This is a genomic window from Paenarthrobacter nicotinovorans (assembly GCF_007670255.1).
GTDB lineage: Bacteria > Actinomycetota > Actinomycetes > Actinomycetales > Micrococcaceae > Arthrobacter > Arthrobacter nicotinovorans_B.
The window spans coordinates 1-20,673 of sequence record NZ_SZVS01000010.1 but is presented as its reverse complement, the minus strand read 5'-3'; the positions used below and the strand labels follow the sequence as shown (position 1 = coordinate 20,673).

18 protein-coding genes and 1 tRNA gene are annotated in these 20,673 nt (G+C 64.1%); 12 read left to right on the top strand and 7 right to left on the bottom strand.

The window, feature by feature from the left end:
* Nucleotides 1–15 precede the first annotated feature (15 nt).
* The 7 genes from FDP28_RS14955 to FDP28_RS14925 all read left to right on the top strand — a co-directional run bounded on the left by FDP28_RS14955 (nt 16) and on the right by FDP28_RS14925 (nt 6,885).
* On the top strand, nt 16–690 hold the full coding sequence (locus FDP28_RS14955; protein WP_186313657.1) for a DUF501 domain-containing protein: 675 nt from the start codon (nt 16–18) through the stop codon (nt 688–690).
* On the top strand, nt 687–1,643 hold the full coding sequence (locus FDP28_RS14950; protein WP_144662339.1) for a Ppx/GppA phosphatase family protein: 957 nt from the start codon (nt 687–689) through the stop codon (nt 1,641–1,643). The genes FDP28_RS14955 and FDP28_RS14950 overlap by 4 nt, the downstream gene beginning before the upstream one ends.
* Nucleotides 1,640–3,031, top strand: coding sequence for a S8 family serine peptidase (locus FDP28_RS14945; RefSeq protein WP_144662338.1), 1,392 nt, complete (start codon nt 1,640–1,642; stop codon nt 3,029–3,031). Before FDP28_RS14950 ends, FDP28_RS14945 begins: the two co-directional genes overlap by 4 nt.
* Nucleotides 3,032–3,069: 38 nt before the next feature.
* On the top strand, nt 3,070–4,524 hold the full coding sequence (locus tag FDP28_RS14940; protein WP_144662337.1) for an NAD(P)/FAD-dependent oxidoreductase: 1,455 nt from the start codon (nt 3,070–3,072) through the stop codon (nt 4,522–4,524).
* Nucleotides 4,525–4,650: 126 nt separating this feature from the next.
* Nucleotides 4,651–5,208: a GNAT family N-acetyltransferase gene (locus FDP28_RS14935; RefSeq protein ID WP_144662336.1), complete on the top strand. Its 558-nt coding sequence runs from the start codon at nt 4,651–4,653 to the stop codon at nt 5,206–5,208.
* A gap of 21 nt (nt 5,209–5,229) precedes the next feature.
* Nucleotides 5,230–5,303: transfer RNA gene (locus FDP28_RS14930), tRNA-Leu, on the top strand.
* 220 nt (nt 5,304–5,523) lie between these two features.
* On the top strand, nt 5,524–6,885 hold the full coding sequence (locus FDP28_RS14925; protein WP_144662335.1) for an ABC transporter substrate-binding protein: 1,362 nt from the start codon (nt 5,524–5,526) through the stop codon (nt 6,883–6,885).
* 290 nt (nt 6,886–7,175) lie between these two features.
* Here FDP28_RS14925 and FDP28_RS14920 read toward each other — a convergent pair whose 3' ends face one another.
* From FDP28_RS14920 to FDP28_RS14905, 4 genes are read right to left on the bottom strand one after another with little or no spacing between them, the layout of a single operon-like run.
* Complete coding sequence (locus FDP28_RS14920; protein WP_144662334.1) at nt 7,176–7,946, bottom strand: ABC transporter ATP-binding protein; 771 nt, start codon at nt 7,944–7,946, stop codon at nt 7,176–7,178.
* Nucleotides 7,943–8,980 (bottom strand): ABC transporter ATP-binding protein, encoded by a 1,038-nt coding sequence (locus FDP28_RS14915; protein ID WP_144662333.1) that lies wholly within the window; start codon nt 8,978–8,980, stop codon nt 7,943–7,945. Before FDP28_RS14915 ends, FDP28_RS14920 begins: the two co-directional genes overlap by 4 nt.
* The gene (locus FDP28_RS14910; protein ID WP_144662332.1) at nt 8,977–9,945 is read right to left on the bottom strand and encodes a branched-chain amino acid ABC transporter permease; all 969 of its coding nucleotides are present in this window, start codon (nt 9,943–9,945) and stop codon (nt 8,977–8,979) included. The genes FDP28_RS14915 and FDP28_RS14910 overlap by 4 nt, the downstream gene beginning before the upstream one ends.
* 9 nt (nt 9,946–9,954) lie before the next feature.
* Nucleotides 9,955–11,232 (bottom strand): branched-chain amino acid ABC transporter permease, encoded by a 1,278-nt coding sequence (locus tag FDP28_RS14905; RefSeq protein WP_186313644.1) that lies wholly within the window; start codon nt 11,230–11,232, stop codon nt 9,955–9,957.
* A 476-nt stretch (nt 11,233–11,708) separates the two neighbouring features.
* On the opposite strand from FDP28_RS14905, the gene FDP28_RS14900 reads away from it, so the two are divergent.
* Nucleotides 11,709–12,617: a Bax inhibitor-1/YccA family protein gene (locus tag FDP28_RS14900; protein ID WP_144662330.1), complete on the top strand. Its 909-nt coding sequence runs from the start codon at nt 11,709–11,711 to the stop codon at nt 12,615–12,617.
* A gap of 59 nt (nt 12,618–12,676) precedes the next feature.
* Here the strand turns inward: FDP28_RS14900 and FDP28_RS14895 are convergent, their stop codons facing one another.
* Genes FDP28_RS14895 through galT form a run of 3 tightly spaced genes read right to left on the bottom strand, consistent with a single transcriptional unit; the run spans nt 12,677 to nt 16,273 of the window.
* A complete protein-coding gene (locus tag FDP28_RS14895; RefSeq protein ID WP_144662329.1) occupies nt 12,677–13,915 on the bottom strand; it encodes an acetyl-CoA C-acetyltransferase in 1,239 nt (412 codons plus the stop codon).
* A 52-nt stretch (nt 13,916–13,967) separates the two neighbouring features.
* Nucleotides 13,968–15,128, bottom strand: coding sequence for a galactokinase (gene galK, locus FDP28_RS14890; RefSeq protein ID WP_144662328.1), 1,161 nt, complete (start codon nt 15,126–15,128; stop codon nt 13,968–13,970).
* Nucleotides 15,125–16,273 carry a galactose-1-phosphate uridylyltransferase gene (gene galT, locus FDP28_RS14885; RefSeq protein ID WP_144662327.1) on the bottom strand — a complete coding sequence of 383 codons (1,149 nt, stop codon included), beginning with the start codon at nt 16,271–16,273 and terminating at the stop codon, nt 15,125–15,127. Before galT ends, galK begins: the two co-directional genes overlap by 4 nt.
* Nucleotides 16,274–16,395: 122 nt before the next feature.
* On the opposite strand from galT, the gene FDP28_RS14880 reads away from it, so the two are divergent.
* From FDP28_RS14880 to FDP28_RS14865, 4 genes are read left to right on the top strand one after another with little or no spacing between them, the layout of a single operon-like run.
* Nucleotides 16,396–17,346: an aldose 1-epimerase family protein gene (locus tag FDP28_RS14880; RefSeq protein ID WP_260842490.1), complete on the top strand. Its 951-nt coding sequence runs from the start codon at nt 16,396–16,398 to the stop codon at nt 17,344–17,346.
* A 60-nt stretch (nt 17,347–17,406) separates the two neighbouring features.
* Nucleotides 17,407–18,687 (top strand): AI-2E family transporter, encoded by a 1,281-nt coding sequence (locus FDP28_RS14875; RefSeq protein ID WP_144662325.1) that lies wholly within the window; start codon nt 17,407–17,409, stop codon nt 18,685–18,687.
* A 3-nt stretch (nt 18,688–18,690) separates the two neighbouring features.
* Nucleotides 18,691–19,929, top strand: a complete 1,239-nt coding sequence (ilvA, locus tag FDP28_RS14870; protein WP_144662324.1) for a threonine ammonia-lyase — start codon at nt 18,691–18,693, stop codon at nt 19,927–19,929.
* Nucleotides 19,930–19,943: 14 nt separating this feature from the next.
* Nucleotides 19,944–20,561 (top strand): rhomboid family intramembrane serine protease, encoded by a 618-nt coding sequence (locus tag FDP28_RS14865; protein WP_144662323.1) that lies wholly within the window; start codon nt 19,944–19,946, stop codon nt 20,559–20,561.
* The last annotated feature ends 112 nt before the right edge of the window (nt 20,562–20,673 follow it).

Genomic DNA, 20,673 nt, shown 5'->3' with positions numbered 1-20,673 from the left:
AGGTTGGCAGCGCAAGTGGAAGAGAACACGGCAGCCGTGCCGCAGGAATCCCGCCAGCCATCAGCACACGATCTCGAGGTGCTCAGCCGCCAGCTCGGCAGGCCGGTCCGGGATGTCGTTGAGATCCCCGCACGCTGTGTCTGCGGCAACCCGTTGGTAGCGGCAACTGCTCCACGGCTCAGCAACGGAACTCCGTTCCCCACCACTTTCTACCTGACGCATCCCGTCATCACGTCCGCGGTGTCCCGGCTTGAAGCGGGCGGGCTCATGAGCGGGATGAACGATCGCCTGACAGGGGACAAGGAGCTGGCGGGCGCCTACAGGGGTGCCCACGAAGCCTACTTGCAGGCCCGCAACGACATTGCTGATCGCTCGGGCACCGGCGCCGTTCCTGAAATCGATGGGATCTCCGCCGGCGGCATGCCCACCCGCGTGAAGTGCCTGCATGTCCTGGTTGGCCACTCCCTGGCTGCCGGTCCCGGCGTGAACCCGCTGGGGGACGAGGCTTTGGAAGCCATTGCCGAGTGGTGGACCAAGGACCGCTGCTATTGCGACGGCGCCTGGGATACTGCGGGCGAGGCACCTTCGAGGGACTTGAGCCGCCATGGACCGCAAGGCCTTCCGGACATCGTGGGCCGTCCCGCGCCGGTGCGGAAGTCAAAGTCTTCGGCCGACGAGGGAACAGCATGAGCCGTGTCGCCGCCATCGATTGCGGCACCAACTCCATCCGCCTGCTCATCGCCGATGCCTCGGCGAACGGGGCACCCGGGCCGCTTGCCGACGTCGTGCGTGAAATGCGCGTGGTCCGGCTGGGGCAAGGCGTGGACGCTACGGGGGAGCTTGCTCCCGAGGCCCTGGAGCGGACCTTCGCGGCCGCCCGTGACTATGCGGAACTGATCAACGAACACGGCGCGGAGCGGGTCCGTTTCGCGGCCACCTCCGCTACCCGCGATGCCCGCAACCGCGATGTCTTCGTGGACGGCATCCGGGACCTTCTGGGTGTGGAGCCCGAAGTCATCAGTGGCGACGAGGAAGCTGCGTTGTCCTTCGCCGGGGCCAGCAGCGCCTTGCCGGCGATGGGGGAGAAGGCTGTCCTGGTGGTGGATCTTGGCGGCGGAAGCACGGAGTTCGTCCTGGGCGACTCGGCGGGCGTCATCGCGGCGCGCTCGGTGGATATCGGCTGCGTGCGGCTCACGGAACGCCACCTTCGCAATGATCCTCCTACGGCTGCGCAGATCGCCGCGGCAGAGGCCGACGTCGACGCCGCGCTTGACCTCGCTGCGGAAACTGTCCCGTTGGATCGCGCCACCGCGGTAGTCGGTGTGGCGGGTTCCATCACCACCATCACAGCCCACGCTCTTGGCCTGACCGAGTACCAGCCCGAGCGGATCCACGCTGCTTCCTTGGACCTTGCCACCATCAGCGATGCGTGCACCAGCCTGCTTGCGATGACGCGGGCCGAACGTGCTGCCCTTCCCTACATGCATCCCGGCCGTGTCGACGTCATAGGCGCTGGCGCGTTGGTGTGGCGTCGTATTCTGGCGCGCCTGGCCGAGGTCAGCGACGGCAGCATCCGTACAGCCGTATCCAGTGAGCACGACATCCTGGACGGCATCGCGCTCAGTATCCGGGACGCCGTATGACGGTGCCTCACCGGCGCACCATCTCCGCAGCGCTTGCTGCCGTGATGGCTGGCGGCGCCCTGCTTGGGGCCCTTGCGACGGCGCCCGCCGCTGCTGCGGACGCCTGGCGGGACAAGGAATTCTGGCTCAAGGATTCCGGTGTCACCAACGCCTGGCAGGTCTCCAAGGGCGCAGGGGTAAAGGTTGCTGTCATCGACAGTGGCGTCGATGGAAACCACCCCGACCTCAAGGGCGCCGTGGTGGGCGGAACGGATGTCTCCGGAGCCGGGGCGCCCAATGGGCAGAAAAGCATCGGAGCCAAGACCGAGCACGGGACGCTCGTGGCCACCATGTTGGCCGGCCGCGGCCACACGACCCCGACGCCGCCGCCGTCGGCTTCTGCCTCGGCCACTCCGACGCCTGTGCCCACCACGCCTCCGGCAGGGGGACCGGACGGAATCGTTGGCGTGGCGCCGGAGGCGGAGATCCTCGCGGTCTCCACATGGCTTGGCTCGCCCAACCCCGGTGGCAAGACCGACCAGGAACAGATTCCCGATGCCGTTCGCTGGGCCGTCGACAACGGCGCGAAGGTCATCAACATCTCCCTCGGCAGTACTTCGCCGGACTGGCCGCAGAGCTGGGACGCCGCGTTCCTCTATGCAGAGCAGAAGGACGTGGTGATTGTTGCCGCTGCCGGGAACAGGGTAGGTGGCAACATCCAGGTTGGCGCCCCCGCAACCATCCCCGGCGTCCTCACCGTGGCCGGCCTGGACGGCGAAGGCCGTGCAAGCATCGATTCATCGTCCCAGGGCATCAGCATCGGGGTTGCAGCTCCGGCCGAGAACCTCGTTGGCGGTATCCCGGGAGGCGGCTACGCCGAGTGGGCAGGAACGTCCGGGGCCGCGCCGATAGTGTCCGGCGTGGCGGCCCTTATCCGGTCCAAGTGGCCGGAGATGAGTGCCAGCCAGGTCATCAACAGGATTGTCAGTACGGCCAAGGATGCGGGAGCTCCCGGCAAGGACCCGATTTACGGCTACGGGATCCTCGACGCCGAGGCCGCCCTCAAGGGCGATGTCCCCGCCACCAGCAGCAACCCCTTGGGCTCCATCGCGGACTGGATCCGTGTTCACCGCCGCGGGGTCCTCAGTGAACCCTCGCAGGCTCCGGTGGCCAGTCCGACCAGCGCCCCGCCAACGTTGGCCGATCCCACAGTCCCGGCAGCGAAGACGCCGGCGACAGTCGACGAGGCCTTGCCGGCCGCCGTCGTGCTTGGATTCGGCGCCCTTTTCATCGCCCTGGTGACCGGGGCCGCCATCCAGCTGCGGCGGGTTTCGAGGAATCCTCCCGCCGTCCCCGAAGAGGCAGAGACGGGAACCCTGGAAGTGGTGGATCCGCCCTCCAAAACGTAGTTAGTGAAGATTTTCACAAAGTGTTGTACTCTGGACTCATGGCAACCACCCCAGAGCTCATCGACCGTCCCCGGGTTCTCGTCGTCGGCGGCGGCTACGTCGGCCTGTACGTAGCACTCAAACTGCAGAAGAAGATCGCGAATGCAGGTGGCATCGTCACCGTCGTCGATCCGCTGCCCTACATGACTTACCAGCCGTTCCTCCCCGAGGTGGCCGGTGGCAACATCGAGGCACGCCACGCCGTCGTCTCCCACCGCCAGCACCTGAAGCAGACTGAGCTCATCCAGGGCCGCGTCACTGGCATCGACCACGCCAACCGCACTGCAGTGGTGGCTCCCTCCGATGGCGGCGAGCCGTTCGAGATTCCGTACTTCGACGTCGTCATCGCAGCTGGTGCCATCACCCGTACCTTCCCCATCAAGGGCCTCGCGGACAAGGGCATCGGCCTGAAGACCATCGAGGAAGCCGTTGCGCTGCGCAACAAGGTCCTGGAGCGCATCGAAGCCGCTTCAACCATGACCGACCCCGCAGAACGCGCCAAGGCACTGACCTTCGTGGTTGTTGGTGGCGGCTTTGCCGGCATCGAATGCCTCACCGAAATGGAAGACCTCGCCCGTGCCGCGGTCCGCAACAACCCGCGCATCCGCCAGGAAGAGGTCCGCTTCATCCTGGTCGAAGCCATGGGCCGCATCATGCCCGAGGTCACCGCTTCCCAGGCCGAATGGGTTGTGGAGCACCTCCGCAGCCGCGGCATCGAGGTTCTCCTCAACACGTCCCTGGACAGCGCCGAGGACAACCTCAAGCTGATCAACCTGCCGGACAAGACGTCCGCCGGTGAAGTCGAAGCCGACACCCTGGTGTGGGCTGCCGGTGTGCAGGCCAACCCGATGATCCGCTCCACCGACTTCCCGCTGGAACCGCGCGGCCGCGTCCGCGTCCTCCCGGACCTGCGCATCGCAGGCGACGAGGGCATCATCGAGAACGCCTGGGCAGCCGGCGACATCGCCGCTGTTCCGGACCTCACGGGCAAGGGCCTGCCGGATGGCACCTGCGTCCCGAACGCCCAGCACGCACTTCGCCAGGCCAAGAAGCTCGCCAAGAACCTCTGGGCTTCCCGTTGGGACAAGCCGCTGCACGACTACAAGCACAAGAACCTTGGTGCTGTTGCCGGCTTCGGCGAGTGGAAGGGTGTTGCCAACATCAACCTGCTGGGCCGCATCGGCCTCAAGGGTGGCCTCGCCTGGCTCGCGCACCGTGGCTACCACGGCATGGCGATGCCCACGGTTGAGCGCAAGTTCCGCGTCGTGTTCGGCTGGATCCTGTCCTTCTTCGCCGGCCGCGACACCACGCAGCTGATCGACCTCGACAACCCGCGCGGTGCTTTCGTTGCCGCAGCAACCCCGGCTCCCAAGCCGGCCGCTGCGCCGGCACCGGCTCCTGCGGCTGAGAAGCCCGCCGAGGCCAAGACTCCGGTCACCGCTGACGCCAAGTAGTACACGTCCGACGGCGGCTGCTCCCGGAAGGGGAGTGGCCGCCGTCGGCGTTTAACCGCGTATGACGACGACGCCGCTGGCGGTTCCGGTGGCCCCTAGACTGTTTGCCATGCTGGCGAAACAGACATGGAGACACCCTTGGAGTCCTTGAATCCCGTGCTCCGGAGCGAGCAACCCCAAGACCGCGCGAAGATCCTTGAGCTGACGTCCGAGGCCTTTGCCATCTCGCCGGTCACCGGTCGACCGGTGGAAGGCACCCCCATTGAGGTTGGCCTGCTGCGGGAGTTGTTTGAGAGCGAGGAATATATCCCCGAGCTCAGCATCGTGGCGGAGATCGGCGGGGACATCGTGGGCCACGTCATCACTACCCGCGGTTGGGTGGGGGATGAGCCCTTCCTTGGCCTGGGTCCCGTCGGCGTGGCTCCCGCACTGCAGCGGCGGGGGATCGGTGCGGCCCTTTTGCAGGAAACCGCCACCCGTGCCGCGGCCGCCGGTGAACCGGGCATCGCCTTGTTGGGCAGCCCCGCCTACTATCCGCGGTTCGGTTACGTTCCCGGCGTCTCGGTGGGCGTCCAGCCGCCTGAAGCCCGGTGGGGCGACCACTTCCAAGTGCTGGCACTTCCCGGCTGGCACCACGGCGTCCGCGGCACCTTCCGCTTTGCGACGCCCTTCGAACGGCTGTAGCTGGGATACCATGGTCCGGGCGCCCCAGTAGCCCAATTGGCAGAGGCATCAGACTTAAAATCTGCGTGTTGTGGGTTCGAGTCCCACCTGGGGCACTGCGGGAAGGGGAGCGTGTGCTCCCCTTCCTTTTTTCGTTTTCTTTTCGGAGAATCTTCCCAGCAGGCTCGTAGATTCCCCACAGGCAACGAGTGTTATAGGGATGTGACCTGAATCACTTATGTTCCCGGATCAATTGCACTAGTTTGAGTCCTAATCAGGAACACCTGAGTAATCGCATCAAAGGCAGTTCGCACCTTTCGATCGAGGAGACAACGAATGTTTGATCTTTCCCAAGCGGCGCCCCGGGCCGCCAAGCTGACAGCGCTTGGCATTGGGGTGGCTCTTCTCGCCACGGCTTGTGGTGGGTCCTCCACGCCGAGCCAGACCGGCTCCGGCTCCAGTTCCGCAGCCTCGGCGGGGATTTCCTGCCCGGCTCCCAGCGCGGGGGCAGGTGCCGGCAACAGCCAGGCCGCCACCAACTCTGGACCTGTACCTCCTTCGACCACCACGACGTCCACGCCGCTGAAGATTGGATCGCTCCTGCCGACAACGGGGTCGCTGGCGTTCCTTGGCCCACCGGAAATCGCCGGCGTGAACCTCGGCATCAAGGAAGTCAACGACGCCGGTGGTGTCCTGGGTGCTCCAGTGTCCGTGGTCCACCGCGACTCCGGTGACACCAAGACCGACATCGCCACGCAGTCCACCACGGCACTGCTCGGACAAGGCGTCAGCGCCATCATCGGTGCAGCGTCCTCGGGTGTTTCCAAGACGGTCATCAACCAGATCACCGGTGCCGGCGTCATCCAGTTCTCGCCTGCGAACACGTCGCCCGACTTCACCACCTGGGACGACAAGGGACTGTACTGGCGTACTGCACCGTCCGATGTCCTGCAGGGCAAGGTGCTCGGCAACTACATGGCTACCTGTGGCGCCCAGACCGTTGGCATGATCGTATTGAACGACGCTTACGGAACCGGCCTCCAGAAGAACGTAAAGGAAGCCTTCGAAGCAGCCGGTGGCAAGGTCGTGGCCGAGGAACTGTTCAACGAGGGTGACTCCCAGTTCAGCAGCCAGGTGGACAAGGTCCTGGCCGCCAAGCCGGACGCCATCGCGCTGATCACCTTTGACCAGGCCAAGAGCATCGTCCCGTTGATCACCGGCAAGGGCATCAAGCCCACGCAGCTGTTCATGGTGGACGGCAACACCTCCGACTACAGCAAGGACTTCCAGGCGGGCACGCTGAAGGGCGCCCAGGGCACCATCCCGGGTACCTTCGCCAAGGACGACTTCAAGAAGAAGCTCCTGGCCATCGACCCCGCCCTGAAGGACTACAGCTACGCAGGTGAGTCCTACGACGCCGTGAACCTGATCTCACTGGCTGCTGAAGCCGCCAAGAGCACCAAGGGCACGGACATCGCAGCCAAGCTGAAGGAAGTCTCTGAGGGTGGCGAGAAGTGCAACAGCTACGCCGCTTGCGTAACGCTCCTCCGCCAGGGCAAGGACATCGACTACGACGGCCAGTCCGGTCCGGTCACGTTCTCCGACGCCGGTGACCCCACCGAGGCCTACATCGGTATCTACGAATACCAGGACGACAACACCTACAAGCCGGTCCGTGAAGAGTTCGGCAAGCTCTAATCAGCCCGCTCTCCACTAAGCCCGAACAGGTCCCCTTCCGCAGGAAGGGGACCTGTTCCGTTTAAGGCAACGCGGGGTCACTTATGGCCCCTTCAGAGGCCAAACATGGGCCATAAGTGACCCCGCGTTGCCTTGTGGAGTGGCTGGGAGGTTCGACGGCGGCGCTTGGGTGAGTGCCGCCGTCGTCGGTTTGTCATGGGGCCGGCAGGTGCGGGGGGCCTGACAAGCAAAAAGGGCGGGTCCGGGATCATGAACCTGATCCCGGACCCGCCCATTGGCTGGTGCGGTTGCTAGACCTCGTCGGCGAGCGTGCCGAGGTAGAGCTGGATGACCTTGGGGTCCTTCATCAGTTCGCGGCCAGTGCCCGTGTACGCGTCCTTGCCCTGGTCCAGGACATAGCCGCGGTCGCAGATCTGGAGGCAACGGCGTGCGTTTTGTTCCACCATGATCACCGAGACGCCGGCACGGTTGATTTCGTGGACCCGGAGGAACGTCTCGTCCTGCTTGACGGGGGAGAGGCCTGCGGAGGGCTCATCCAGGAGCAGCACCGCAGGATCCATCATGAGGGCCCTGCCCATGGCGACCATCTGGCGCTCACCACCGGAGAGCGAACCGGCCCGCTGTGCGCGCCGCTTCGCCAGTTCAGGGAACAGGCTGGCGACGAAGTCAAAGCGTTCGGCGAACACCTTGGGCCGCTGGAACATCCCCATCTGCAGGTTCTCTTCAATGGTCAACGTGGCGAACACGTTGTTGGTTTGCGGGACGAAGCCCACACCCTGGGTGACCAGCTTGTTCGCCTTCAGCCCTGTAAGGTCCTGCCCGCGCACCACAACCGTGCCGGAGTGGACCTTGACCAGGCCGAACATGGCTTTCAGCAGCGTTGACTTGCCGGCGCCGTTGGGTCCAATGATGCCGATGAGCTCGCCCTTGCGGGCTTCGATGCTGCAACCGTTCAGGATGTTGACGCCCGGGATGTAGCCTGCGACAAGGTTGGTGACCTTGACTACGGCCTCGTCGGTGGGGGCGGCGGCTGGAACCGGCATGGCACTGGTGCTGCTCATTTGCCCTCCTCTTTCCTGTGGTCGGTTGTCGTCGGCTCAGCTGTGGTCGGGGAGGTCGTCGTGGATTCAGGGATGTCCGACAGGATGCCGGCATCTTCGGTTCCGACGACGGACTCGTCGTCCGCCTCGAGTTCTGCCTCGAGTTCCTTGATGCCTTCGGCGTCGCCGAGGTCGACGTCGTGGTGGGCACCAAGGTAGGCGTCGATGACGGCAGGATTCTTCATGACTTCACCCGGAGGTCCTTCGGCAACAACCTTGCCCTCTGCCATGACCACCACCCAGTCGGCGATGTGGCGGACCATGTTCATGTCGTGCTCAACGAACAAGACAGTCATGCCTTCGGCTTTGAGGTTCTTGATGTGGTCCAGCAGTGATTGTGTCAGGGCGGGGTTGACGCCTGCCATCGGCTCATCGAGCATGACGAGCTTGGGCTTCACCATCAAGGAGCGTGCCATTTCCAGGAGCTTCCGCTGGCCGCCCGAGAGGGACGCCGCGTAGTCGTCCTTCTTGGCATCCAGCTTGAACTTTTCGAGCAGGATGTTGGCTTGGTCGGTGATTTCCTTTTCGCGGCCACCCCAGATGCCTTTGAACAGGGCCTTGGAGAGGCGCTCGCCGGGCTGGTTGGCCGCGCCGAGCCGCATATTCTCCATGACGGTGAGCTTGCCCATCACCTTGGTCAGCTGGAAGGTCCGGACCATGCCCATGCGTGCCACCTTGTAGGAGGACACACCAGCCAGGCTGTTGCCTTCGAACTGCCACTTGCCGGTGTTGGGGGTATCGAATCCTGTCAGCAGGTTGAAGAGCGTGGTCTTGCCCGCACCGTTGGGCCCAATCAGCGCCGTGATCTTGTGGCGGGGGATTTCCAGGTATTCCACGTCGACGGCGTTGATGCCGCCAAAGGAACGCGTGACGTCCTCTGCCACCACGATCGGATCGCGCTTCTTGCAGCCGGGAGTGTTTTCCCCGACGGCGATGGGGCGGGAGTCCGTCATGTAGTCGATGTTTTCGGTGTTACGTTCGTTGGTCTCACTCATGCGAAAGCAAGCTCCTTCTTATTGCCGAACACGCCCTGCGGGCGGAAGATCATCAGGAGCATCAGAGCCACGCCCACCAGGATGTAGCGCAGCTGGCCGGCCTGCACTGTAGTCAGCCAGGTGATGACTCCCGATTCGATGAGGCCATAGAGCAGGCTTTGGGTCAGCGAGAGGACAACCCAGAAGATCATTGCTCCAATGACCGGCCCCAGTACTGTGGCCATGCCGCCGAGCAGGAGGCAGGTCCAGAGGAAGAACGTCAGTTCCGTGCCGTAGTTGGACGGTTGGACGGCGCCGCGGGGGAGGGTGAAGATCATGCCGGCCAAAGCACCGAGGACGCCGCCGATCACAAGGGCCTGCATCTTGTAGGAGTACACATTCTTGCCGAGCGAGCGCACGGCATTCTCGTCTTCCCGGATACCCTTCAGCACACGTCCCCACGGGCTGCGCATCAGAAGCCAGACCAACAGGCAGCACACGACCACCAAGGCCCAGCCGACAACGCGGATAAAGAAGTCCCTGTTGTTCATGCCCATGTAGGAGCCCTCGGGGAAGGGGTTCATGGCGTAGAAGTCGCCCTCGAACGCGGCCAGGCCGTTTGCCGAACCGGTGACGCTGGTCAGCTGGTTGGTGGTCACGACGTACCGTACGATCTCTGCCGCGGCGATGGTGACAATGGCGAGGTAATCGGCCCGCAGCCGCAGGGTGGGAATACCCAGGATGAAGGCGAAGATCACGGAGCACAGGACTGCGATCAGCAAGCCGATGAAGAACGGTGCCTTGAAGGTCAGCGTCGAGATGGCAAAGCCGTAGGCGCCTACCGCCATGAAGCCTGCCTGGCCGAAGTTCAGCAGGCCCGAGTAGCCGAAGTGAACGGCAAGGCCCAAAGCGGCAAGCGCGTAGGCCGCCGTCGTCGGACTGAAAAGTTCACCAAGGGCGCTGGAAAGAATGAATCCGAAGTCCATGGCCCGCTCCTAACCCACACGCTCACGCCGGCCGAGGATACCCTGCGGTCGGAACAAAAGGACAACGATCATGATGAAGAGGGCGCCAACGTACTTGAGGTCGGCAGGAAGGCCGAAAACAGTCGTCAGTTCCACGAAGATGCCTACGACGATCGAACCGATCAGGGCACCGAACACCGTGCCCAAGCCACCGAGCGTCACGCCTGCGAAGATCAGCAACAGGATTTGGGAGCCCATGTCGAAGGTGACGCCGGGCCGGTAGTAGGCCCACAGGATGCCGCCGAGCGAAGCCAGGACACCGCCGACGATCCACACGATCCGGATGACCGAGTCGACGTCGATGCCGGAGGCCGCCGCCAGTGCCGGGTTGTCGGCCACAGCGCGGGTTGCCTTGCCCAGGCGGGTCTTCAACAGGATGAATCCGATCAACGCGATCACGACGGCGCTGATGATCAGCGACCACAGGTTGTTGGGGGAGATGGAGACAGGGCCGATCTGGATCTCTGCGCTCTGGGCCCCTGGCAGCTGTTGTGTGGCGCCGCCGAAGAAGAACTGGATGACGTACCGGATGGCCAGCGCAAGACCGATGCTGACGATCATCATGGGGACCAGGCCGGAACCGCGCCGCCTCAGGGGCCGCCAGAGACCTGCGTCCTGGACGTACCCGAAGAGTCCGCCACCGACCAGGGCCAGCAGGATTGCGAGCCAGAAGGGGAAACCGAAACCGTTGAACATGAAAACGAGTACGGCACCGAGGGTGACCATCTCACCGTGGGCGAAGTTGGTCAGGCCCGTGGTTCCGAAGATGAGGGAGAGTCCCACGGCGGCCAGGGCGAGGAGGAGGCCGAAGCTCAAACCCGCGACCAGGCGGTTCAGGAGATTCTGCCCGAAGTCCTGTTGCTGGACCACGATGCCTTTACCGAAGGCGAAGATGACCGACAGGTTGGACGTCTGGCTGAACGTCACGTTGCGTGGATTCTCCTGGCCGTCGGCGAGCCTGATGCCATCAGGCAGCGTTGAGGTATCAAGCTCCACCTTGTAGGTGCCCTGAACAGGGACACCGATGCTCCACGCGCCGTTGGATCCGGAGGTGGCTTCACCTTCGAATCCGTTGCCGGAAGCTTTGATCTTGACGCCGGATATCGGGGCGCGTGCATCGTCACGGAGGAAGCCGCTGATGCTGTTCTGGAAATTGGTGGCGGATGGCGAAGGCGAGGGGGTGGTTGCCTCCGCCGCGGGGGCGGCGATCAGCAGAACAGCAAGGAGGGATGCAAACAGCGCCCCCATTGCTCTCCGCAGTCCCTTGGACCGTCTGATGGACGGGTCGCGCAGTGTGCTTCTCAAAATGGAAACCTCCACAGTGGGGGTGGTCCCGGCTGCGCCATTGCAACCGGTGCGAACGGGTCATGGGGCTTAAGAACAGTACTTGCCTGGCTGCCTCATTTGTGATCTAAGTCACCCATGTGTGGCCTATGTTACCGCTCGTGGAGACGAATGAATGCCCAGTTCGGGGGTGCAAAGGTAGCGATCAGATAACAACTGTGAAGCTATAGGCAACTAATAATGTAGGAGTCCTTAAGAAAATATTTGCCGTACGCCGACGTGCCTAAAGTTTCCCGCTGGGAAGCGTGACGCCCCGCGGATTCCTCCCAGGGTCACGGTTGAGTTTCGTCTGGGTGAACGGGGGAACTTTCCCTGCCTTACGAGCGTGGTAATTGGTACCGTGAACTATCACTTAGCCCTTTCTCAGGAGGACACCCGTAATGGCACTTGGCGGCAACCCAGTCTTCAACGGAAAGAATTTCCGTGGAGCAAAGCAGGCCCCGCCTGTACCGCACAATCCGTACGGCCAGCAATTCAACCCTGCTGGCCGCGCCCCCGGCCAGGTCTTGGACGGCCAGGCCGCGTGGTCTGCCCAGCAGCAGAGCATGACCAACGAGCAACTGCAGCAGATGTACAACCAGCCGGCGGCAGGCCCCGCTGACACCGGCCGGATGACGTACGACGACGTCATCATGAAGACCGTCGCCTGCCTGGTGGCCGTCGTGGTCGGCGCCGGCGTGACGCTCCTTGTTGCGCCTGGCTTGTCCAGCCTGTTGATGATTGTCGGTGCACTGGGCGGCTTCGTCCTTGCCCTGGTCAACACGTTCAAGAAGCAGCCTTCGCCGGCGCTGATCCTGGCGTATGCCGGACTCGAAGGCCTCTTCCTTGGTGGCCTGACCCGCATTCTGGACGGCATGTACCCCGGCGTCGGCCTGCAGGCCGTCATCGGCACGCTTGCCGTCTTCGGCGTCACCTTGGTGTTGTTCAAGAGCGGCAAGGTGCGCGCAACGCCCAAGCTGATGCGGTTCTTCATGATCGCGACCATCGGCTACGCAGTCTTCGCACTGATCAACCTCGTCATGATGTGGACCGGTGCCGTGCAGGAACCCTTCGGCCTCCGTACGAGCATCACCATTGCGGGTATCCCGCTGGGTGTCTTCATCGGAATCCTGGCCATCGGCCTGGCCGCTTTCTCGCTCATCATGGACTTCACCAGCATTGAAGAAGGCGTCCGTGCAGGTGCCCCGGAACGCTACTCCTGGGTTGCCGCGTTCGGCCTGACGGTGACGCTGGTTTGGCTGTATGTGGAAATCATCCGCCTGCTGGCCATCCTGCGAGGCGACGACTAGCCGCCAAAGCTCCACATGAAGAATGCCCCCGAAGCAATTCGGGGGCATTTTTCGTCGGACTACCTCAAACGTTCGAAAACGACCGCCATGCCCTGGCCGCCTCCGACGCAGAGCGTAGCCAGCCCCAGTGTTCCGTCGCGCTCCACCAGCCCGTTGAGCAGCGTGCTGGTCATCCGTGCACCGGTCATCCCAAAAGGATGCCCCAGCGCTATGGCCCCGCCGTGGACATTGAGCTTGTCGGGATCGATCCCCAGTTCCCGGGCACTGGCCACCACCTGAACGGCAAAGGCCTCGTTGAGCTCCACCAGGTCAATGTCATCAATGGTCAGTCCGGCCAGGGCGAGAGCGCGGCGCGTGGACTCCACCGGGCCCATGCCCATCAGTTCCGGAGAGAGTGCACTGACGCCGGTGGACACCACCCGCGCCAGGGGTTCCAATCCGAGCTCGCGGGCCCGGGCGTCGCTCATGACCACCACGGCCGCCGCGCCATCGTTGAGTGGACAGGCATTGCCGGCGGTGACGGTACCCTCCGGGCGGAAGACGGGCTGCAGCGCGGAGACCGCCTCCAGTGTCACCCCTGCCCTGGGAGAGTCATCGCGGTCTACCACCACTCCGTCCTTGCGGGTGTAGGGCGTGATGTCCCGGGCGTAGAAACCGGAGGCGATGGCTGCCTCCGCCCGGTTCTGGCTCAGTACACCCCACTGGTCCTGCTCGGCGCGGCTGATGCCGTAGCTGGTGGCAACGTTTTCAGCCGTCTGGCCCATGGAAATGTAGATATCAGGGAGGCGGCCGCCAAGCCGGGGATCGGTCCATGGAATGTTGGAGGCGGCCCGGGAGGCAGTGCGCTGGGCGGCGGCCGCGAAGGCTGGGTTGTGGTTGGCGGTATCGGTTTCGCCGGCGCCCGCCCAGTGTTGGTAGCGGGAGACGCTCTCCACTCCGGCGGAGACGATCGCCTGGGCTTCTCCGGACTTGACGGCGTGGAAGGCCATCCTCAGGGTCTGCAGGCTCGAGGCACAGAAGCGGTTGATGGTCGCCCCAGGCACCCTGTCCAACCCTGCCAGGACCGCGACCACCCGAGCCATGTTGGACCCTGCCTCACCGCTGGGTTCGGCGCAGCCCAGGAGGATGTCGTCCAGCCCCCGCCCGTCCTCGGCTCCGGGTTCGAAGCCCGGGATCTTGGCCAAGGCGGCCTCCACCATGGCCGTGGCGAGGTCGTCGGGGCGTTCATCCTTGAGGGAGCCTTTGAAGGCGCGGCCTATGGGGCTTCTGGCAGTGGAAACAATGACGGCCTCAGTCATGGCCCCAGCTTACGCCCGGCATTCGCTGCTGGTCCGGGCGCAGGCTGTGAGGTCACACAAGACGCAGGGCGCCTGCTGCCGGGGTCACGGTGAAAATGTCCGGTGTGGTGTAGCCCGCTTCCGCGAAGGAACGCACGACGGCGTCCCTCACCTGCTGCTCCCGGCCCACCGGAGTCAGCGCTATGGCCGAGCCACCGAAACCGCCGCCGGTCATCCGTGCGCCGATGCTGCCGTTTGCCCTGGCAGTGTCCACTGCGAGGTCAAGCTCCGGGCAGGAGATCTCAAAGTCGTCCCGCATGGAAACATGGCTGGCATCAAGCAGGGCCCCGATGCTCGCAGGCCCCTGTGTCCCGAGGACTTCCACTGTCTGGAGCACGCGATCGTTCTCCGTCACGACGTGGCGCACCCGCTTCAGCGTGGTCTCATCCAGCAGTCCGGACGCTTCCTCCAAACGTTCGACGCCGACGTCGCGCAGTGCTTTGACGCCAAGGATCTCGGCACCCAACTCGCAGGAGGCGCGCCTGGAGGCGTAACCGCCGTCGGCGTGTGAGTGCGAGACCTTGGTGTCCATTACCAGCAGGACCAAATCCGAGGCCTCGGCATCGAACGGGACCAGTTCAACGTGCTGGTCCCGGCAATCGAGGAAAACTGCGTGGCCTTTCGCGCCGCGCAACGATGCAGACTGGTCCATGATTCCCGTGGGTGCCCCCACAAAGATGTTTTCCGCGCGCTGGGTGGCGAGCACGAGTTCCTCAGCAGCCAGGCCCGCGCCGGTGAGTTCATTGAGGGCTGAGATGACTGCGCACTCGATGGCATGGGACGAGGACAGTCCTGCGCCCAGGGGGACGTCGGAGTCCAACAGGAGATCGAAACCGGGGACGGCGATGCCGTGTTCCTGCAAAGCCCAGGCGACGCCCAGCGGGTAGCGGGACCAGCCATCACCCGAGCCGGGTTCCAGGCCCTCCAGATCGGCCTCCACCATGCCATGGCCGCCGAAAGTGGACAGCATGCGCACGGTTGAATCGTCGCGGACGCGCAAAGCCACCTTCGCTGTCCTGTCGATGGCGAAGGGGAGCACGAACCCCTCGTTGTAGTCCGTGTGCTCGCCGATCAGGTTGACGCGTCCCGGTGCCTGCCACACGCCGTCGGGAGCGGCGCCAAAGGTTTCCAGGAAGCGGTCAGTGAGGGCGGTGGCGTCCGCGGTGGTGGTCATGCTCGGCTGCCTTCCATGGATTTGCCGGACGGTGCCGCAGCGACGCTACGCAGGCGCTCCGCCACGGCTTCGGGTGTGGTGTCGTTGATGAATGCACCCATGGCCGCTTCTGATCCGGCCAGGTACTTGAGCTTATCGGCTGCACGCCGGGGCGAGGTCAGCTGCAGGTGCAGCTGGCCCGCGGGCCGGAGTACGGGGTCAAGGGGTGCTTGGTGCCACGCCGAGATGTAGGGCATGGGAGTGGGGTACAGGGAGTCGAGCCGCTTCAGCAGGTCAAGGTAGACATGCGAGAGCTCGTCGCGCTCCTCGCCGGTCAGGGCAGCGAGGTCAGGGACGCTGCGGTGCGGGACCAAATGGATCTCCAGCGGCCAGCGGGCAGCGAAGGGGACGTACGCGCTGAAGTGCTTGGCCTCGAGCACCATGCGGCTGCCGTCGTTGCGTTCGGCCCTGAGCAGGGATGCCGCGAGCGTTTCTTTCGCGTCGACGTCGTCGTAATACTTCCGGGCCACAGCGCCGAGCTGTTCTGCGCGCGGCGTCACGTAGGGGTAGGCGTAGATCTGGCCGTGCGGATGGTGCAGCGTGACGCCGATGTCGGCACCCCGGTTTTCGAAGGGGAACACCTGCTTGATGCCCGGCAGTGCGCTCAGCGCTTCAGTCCGCTGGGCCCATGCTTCGATCACAGTGCGGGCGCGGGTTTCGCCCAGCTCCGCAAAAGAACCTGTGTGCTGTGGCGTGAAGGCGACAACCTCGCAGCGGCCGAAAGCCGGGCCGGTGAGGCCGTGGCCGTTGTGTCCCGGCGCGGGCGCCGTGGGAATGTCGCCCATAGCCGGTCCCAAGGAGGGGAAACGGTTCTCGAACACCACGACGTCGTAGTCAGGTGCCGGAATTTCGGAGGGGTTCGCCGGTGTCGTGGGGCAGATGGGGCACTGATCCGCCGGGGGCAGGTGTGTTCGGCTTTGCCGGTGCGCGGCGATGGCCACCCAGTCTCCGGACAAGGCATCGTACCTGACGTCACCGGGCTCGCCGCGGGCGGGAAGCGGACGGTGATCCACCAGCGACTCCGGTGTCCTCTCCGGCGTTCCGGGATCGTCAAAGTAGATCAGCTCTCGGCTGTCCGCAAGGCGGGTGGTGGTGATGCGACTCATGAAATCATCATTCCACAAGTAACCAAAAACGCATAGTTTCTAACAAAATCAAACATGGCTTGTTGCGGGCTTGGTGGCGGATCCGTAGCTGCCGCGATCGAAGAATGCAGTACCGTAATGCCATGCCTGCCTCTTCGTTGCCAGCCGACCCTGCCCATCAGACCGACCCGCGCCGTTTGGCTACCGGACGGCAGTTCGAACTGCGCCGCGGGGACGCCGTCGCCGTGGTCACGGAACTGGCCGCAGGGCTTCGGCTCTACGCCCGCGGTGGTGTCCAGCTGACGGAGACGTACGGCGACGACGAGATATCTCCCGGCGCCACAGGCATCACCCTGGCTCCCTGGGCCAATCGGGTGGAAGACGGGGTCTGGTACCTGGACGGCAAGAAGCAGCAGCTGGACATCACCGAGGTTTCCCGGAACAACGCCAGCCACGGGCTGCTGCGCAATGCCGGCTACGCGTTGGTGGATGAATCCGAATTCTCCGTAACCCTAGAAGCCACGGTCTTTCCCCAGCATGGCTATCCGTTCCTGGTCCAGCACCGGGTGCGCTACGAGCTCGACGACGCCCTGGACCTCCGCGTGTCGCAAACCCTGGTCAACCAGTCGCAAAGCCCGGCACCTTTCGTCCTGGGCGCCCATCCCTACCTCCGGCTCGGCGACACCGCCCCCGAAGACCTGGTCCTCACTGTCAAGGCGCGCACCCGCCTGGTAGCCGATGATCGGTTGATCCCACGCAGCACTGCCCCCGCGGATGGCCCCTATGACTTTTCGTCCGGTACCGCAGTGGGTCCAGCGCTTGTGGACGTCGCGCTGACGGACTTAACGTTCGACGGCGGCGTGGCCCGCCATACGCTTGCCGCCCCCGATGGTCGCAGTGTCAGTTTGGAGCAGGACGGGAACTGCCAGTACGTGCATGTCTTCATCACCGACACCTTCCCGGGTCGATCCAAGGCGGTGGCAATCGAACCCATGACAGGGCCGGCGAACGCCTTCAACAGCGGCGATGGCCTTCGGTGGTTGGCGCCGGGCGGAGATTTCACCATGAACTGGGGCATTGCCGCATCCCTCTAGCCCCTGCCACCGCCTGCGGGTCGGTTTCCCATACGGGGCGGGCTACGGAATTATGGTTTTATGACGCCTACGCCGGACGCCAAGCCCCGTTCTGACCGCCAAATCGCCGAGGACATCCCTTACGGGGTGCGCATAGCTGCCGCCTGGTCCTGGCGGGCAGGGCTGATCCTGCTTATGGTCGGTGCCCTGGTGTGGCTGCTGGGCAAGGTCAGTTTCCTCATTATTCCGGTGATGGTCGCGGCCCTGCTCGCGGGACTGCTCTATCCTGTGGTGGCCTGGCTGCGCAACCGCAAGGTTCCCAACGGCGCCGCGGTTGCCATCACGGTCCTTGGCTTCATCGGCGTGATTGCCGGCGCCCTGGCCCTGGTAGGGCGGCAGCTCGTCTCCGGGTTCGGCGAGCTCTGGCAGGAAGCCCTCACCGGAGTCCAGCAAGTTCAAGCCTGGCTGGCCGATGGCCCGCTGCACCTGACCGCGGACCAGATCGACAAGTACATCGCCGATGGTGCCAACGCCCTGCAGAACAACAGCAGCAGCATTCTCAGTGGCGCCCTTTCCTTCGGCAGCACCGCTGGCCACTTTGCCGCGGGCCTGGTGTTGGCATTGTTCATCCTGATCTTCTTCCTGTTGGAAGGAAGCCGGATTTGGGGTTTCCTGGTGCGCCTGCTGCCGAAAGCGGCGCGGCGTGCCACAGACGGCGCAGGCCGGAGGGGCTGGACCTCCATGGTCAGTTACGTCCGGATCCAGATGTTCGTAGCCTTCGTGGATGCAGTCGGCATTGGCGTTGGCGCCGCGATCATCCAGGTTCCTTTGGCGCTGCCCCTGGCGGTCCTGGTCTTCATCGGCTCCTTCATCCCCGTGGTGGGTGCACTGGTCACCGGCGCCATCGCTGTGCTGCTGGCGCTCGTCGCCAACGGCCCCATCAATGCCCTGATCATGTTGGCCATCGTCCTGCTGGTTCAGCAGCTTGAAAGCCACATCCTGCAGCCCCTGGTCATGGGCAAGGCCGTGGCCCTTCACCCGGTGGCAGTGATCCTCACCGTAGCGGCCGGCTCTTATCTGGCAGGCATCCCGGGAGCCCTGTTCGCTGTTCCGCTGCTCGCCGTAGTAAACACGGCAGTTCGCTACATTGCGGGCCGGACGTGGGAACATGATGAAGGGTTGGGCGGCGTCGAACTCCAAGGGGCGGCCGGCTCGGCCGGCCAGGACAATGATGCCAACTTCAAGGAAGCACACCTTCCCCGGCCCGAATCCCGTCCTGCAAAGGATGGCACCGGCAAGACCAAGGCCGCAGGCAGTAGCTCTGTTGAGAGAACTGTGGCCGACACCAATAAAGGAGAATAGTCAGTGAATACCCTCGATACCCTGCCCGTCACTCTGGACGATGTCCTCAAGGCGCAGGAGCTGCTCGGGGGCATTATTACCAAGACTCCTGTGGAGTCGTCGCGGGCGCTGGGCCACCTTGTGGGCGGGAACGTCTTTTTCAAGTGTGAGAACCTGCAACGTGCCGGCTCCTTCAAGGTTCGTGGTGCCTATGTGCGCATGGCCCGGCTGACAGCCGAAGAGAAGAAGCGCGGCGTCGTAGCGGCATCGGCAGGCAACCACGCCCAGGGTGTGGCAGTGGCTGCCAAGAGCCTGGGCATCAACGCCCGGATCTACATGCCCCTGGGCGTAGCCCTTCCCAAGCTGGCCGCCACACGCAGCCATGGGGCAGAGGTCGTCCTCCACGGCCACAATGTAGACGAAGCCCTCGCCGAAGCGCAGCGCTACGCCAACGAAACCGGGGCCGTCTTCGTGCACCCCTTCGACAACGTTGACGTCGTGGCAGGCCAAGGCACCATCGGTTTGGAGATCCTGGACCAGGTCCCCAACGTCGACACCATTCTCATGGGGGTTGGTGGTGGCGGGCTGCTGGCCGGCGTCGCAGTTGCCATCAAGGCCCGAGCCAAGGAGCTGGGCCGTGAGATCAGGGTCATCGGCGTCCAGGCAGAAAATGCCGCGGCCTACCCGCCGTCATTGGCCGCCGATGCGCTGGTGCCGCTCAAGAAAGTTTCCACCATGGCCGACGGCATCGCCGTCGGACGGCCTGGACAACTGCCGTTCAGCATCATCCGCGAGCTTGTGGACGACGTCGTAACCGTCAGCGAAGACTCGTTGGCCCGTGCGCTGATCTTCCTGCTGGAACGGGCCAAGATGGTGGTTGAACCCGCCGGTGCCGTGGGCGTAGCTGCCCTCATGGACGGCAAGATCGAAAACCCGGGGAACACCGCCGTCGTGCTTTCCGGCGGCAACATCGACCCCATGCTGATGCTCAAAGTCATCCAGCGCGGTTTGTCGGCCGCAGGCCGGTTCATGACAGTACGCATGATGCTCGATGACCGGCCCGGTTCGCTGGCCACCATCGCCCGCATCATCGCCGAAAATGATGCCAACGTCACCGGCCTGGACCACACGCGCTTGGGTGGATCCATCAGCATGGGCGATGTTTCCATCACCATCAACCTGGAAACGAAGGGCCACGAACACGGTGAGCAGGTCCTCGGCGCCTTGCGGGCCGAAGGCTTCCAGCCCATCGTGGTGCACTGACGGGAGGGGCGGCCATGGTGCTGGGAACACCTGAGGGACCTAAGGCCGACGCCGAGGAATCGCTGGCGGGCCGGGCAAAGGGCGGGTTGCTCTTCATGGGCGGTTTCGTGATCCTGCTCTATGTCATCGAAATCCTGAACACGCTGATGCGGCATGCCCTTAATGCCACCTTCGGGCTGCGACCCCGTTCCATGGACGGCTTCCTGGATATCCTGACCTTTCCGTTGCTGCACGCGAACTTCAACCACCTGATTTCCAACACGTTGCCGTTGATCATTTTCGGCTTCCTGGTATTCCTGTCCGGAATCCGTGTCTTCATTACGGCTCTGGCTTTCAGCTGGCTGGGCTCGGGATTGACGGTGTGGCTCATCGGCGGGGGAGGGGTAACCGTGGGAGCCTCCGGCCTGGTATTCGGTTTCTTCGCGTTCCTGCTGGTCCGGGGCTTCTTCAACAGGAGCTGGTGGCAGATCCTGCTCTCCGTGGTGCTGTTCATGGCTTACGGCAGCATCCTGTTCGGCGTGCTGCCTACGGTGATGGGCTACATTTCCTGGCAGGCCCATCTCGGCGGAGCAGTGGGCGGCATCATCGCTGCGATACTGCTCCGCCCCAAACCGGCAACCGCCATCCCCTGACCCAACCAGGGGACAGCAGATGCTCCACTGAGCCCTTGTCATGTCTCAGGACCTTGTAGACAGTTCATGTCTCAGGACTTCGTAGACAGTTGGTGTCTCATGAGTGTGTAGA